At 61.5% G+C, this 1,818-nt stretch carries 2 protein-coding genes; one reads left to right on the plus strand and one right to left on the minus strand.

What is annotated here, in order from left to right:
- Window positions 1-151 precede the first annotated feature (151 nt).
- Window positions 152-715 (plus strand): GIY-YIG nuclease family protein, encoded by a 564-nt coding sequence (locus GY725_22235; protein MCP4006908.1) that lies wholly within the window; start codon window positions 152-154, stop codon window positions 713-715.
- A 29-nt stretch (window positions 716-744) separates the two neighbouring features.
- Here the strand turns inward: GY725_22235 and GY725_22240 are convergent.
- On the minus strand, window positions 745-1,818 hold a 1,074-nt coding region (locus GY725_22240; protein ID MCP4006909.1), incomplete at its 5' end, for a cytochrome P450.

The raw sequence follows: 1,818 nt of genomic DNA on the forward strand, positions 1-1,818 counted from the left end.
GACCATATAGCGTTCCATGACCTGAACTCCTTCCTGAGATCGATTGCAAGCAAAGCGGGTTCTCGCAGTCCCGAGGCCATTTTGGACCATACGCCCGCTTGATGCACAATGGCATTCAGTTCGAGTCGGCGGAGTTCGAGGTGGCGGGGAGATGACCACAGGGACGAATCAGGATCGCAGGCCTTTACCGCCGGCCGGGACCGGAACTGGCCGGGTCGATGCACCGGGTACTTACGCGCTGATGCTGCGCTGCCGTCAGAGCGGAACCGTCAGCGTGGGCTCGCTGGGCAGGCTGTCCATCGAACCCGGTACCTATCTCTATGTGGGTAGCGCGTTCGGCCCCGGGGGGCTTCGCGCGCGGCTCTCGCGCCACGCGGCGCGCACCAAGCTGAAGCGCTGGCACATCGACTATCTGCGCCCCCGCACGTCGCTCGTCTGCGCCTGGTTCTCGACCTCGCCCGAGCGTCTCGAGCACGAATGGGCGGCATCCGTTCGGGCTGTTTCGAGTGCGAGGATTCCGCAGCCGGGTTTCGGTGCGTCCGATTGCACCTGTTCGAGCCACCTGTTTCGCTTTTCCGATTCCGATTCCGATTCCGAATCCGGTTTTGATTCGAGTCGGCGCTCGGTCGCCGAAGCACTCGCGGCCTCGGGTGGAGACTCCTTTGGCTGGCTCGAGGCCGGTCGGTTGCGAGGGCTCACGAGGCGCCGACGCTAGGCCGGTCGGGTGCCCGTGCCGAAGATGTTTCAGAGATCTTCGATCTGGATGACGTGATTGGGACAGTAGCGGAGCGCGAGTTCCGCCTTTTTCCGCAATGTGCTTCGCGGAGTTTCATCGAGCACGCGGACTCTCTCGTCCTCGCCCAGTTCGAAAACCTCGGGCGCCTCTCCCGTGCACACGCCGTGTCCTTGACACAGGTCGACGTCGACTTTCACGCGGAACGGCAGCGCCGCCGCCTCCTCCTGCTCGCGCGTTTCGAGCGCGCGCGTACTGGCTGCGCTGATCGCACTCGCCTTCCGCTTCTGGTAACGCACGCGACAGGGCTGTTTCAGGTGGACGACCATCTTGGAGTGATTGTCGACGTAGCTCTCGCTGGGCTGGGCGAGTTCAAAATCAAATCGTCTCATCACGATGCTGAAGATGGCCTTCAACTGCATCATCGCGAAAGCTGATCCGATGCATTTGTGTCGGCCTCCGCCGAAGGAAATCCACGCCCACGGATTGCGCGCATCCTCCCTGCGATCTTCGGCGTAACGACCCGGGTCGAATTCGTCCGGATTGGGAAAGTGGTCGCCGAGTCGGTTCGAAACGGCGGGTGATACGGCGACGAGGTCGCCCGCTTCGATGCTGAAATCCTTGTAACGGAATTCGCGCATGACCTTGCGCATCAAGACGATCAACGGCGGATGCACGCGTAGCGTCTCCTTGATCACTCCTTCCAGGATCGGTATCTCGCGCAAGGACTGGAAGCTGATCTCGCGTCCGTCGGCGTAGATCGCGTCGAGTTCTTCCACGGTGTCGGACAGGATGTCCGGGTGGCGCAACATTTCGATCATGGCCCAGGAGGCGACGCCCTGGCTGGTGTGATGTCCGGCGAGCATCATTCCGATGATCATGCCGGTGATCTCCGAGCGGCTGTATCTCTTGTCGCCGTTCTCGTCGATGAGTGAGTCCATGATCTGCAAGAGGTCCCGGCAGCGTCTTCCTTCCTCTTCGCGTCGGTCGAGGATCTCCGTGATCAGTTCGACGAGTTTCTTACGTGCCCGATCCCTGGCCCTGAACGATGGCAGGGGCAGGTTGTGGTTTACATAGGCGAATGC

The organism is bacterium, assembly GCA_024226335.1.
Classification (GTDB): Bacteria; Myxococcota_A; UBA9160; order SZUA-336; family SZUA-336; genus JAAELY01.

What these genes read in the sequence shown, in the direction of transcription:
- GY725_22235 (MCP4006908.1), top strand. Translation starts at nt 152, where the DNA reads ATGACCACAGGGACGAATCAGGATCGCAGGCCTTTACCGCCGGCCGGG.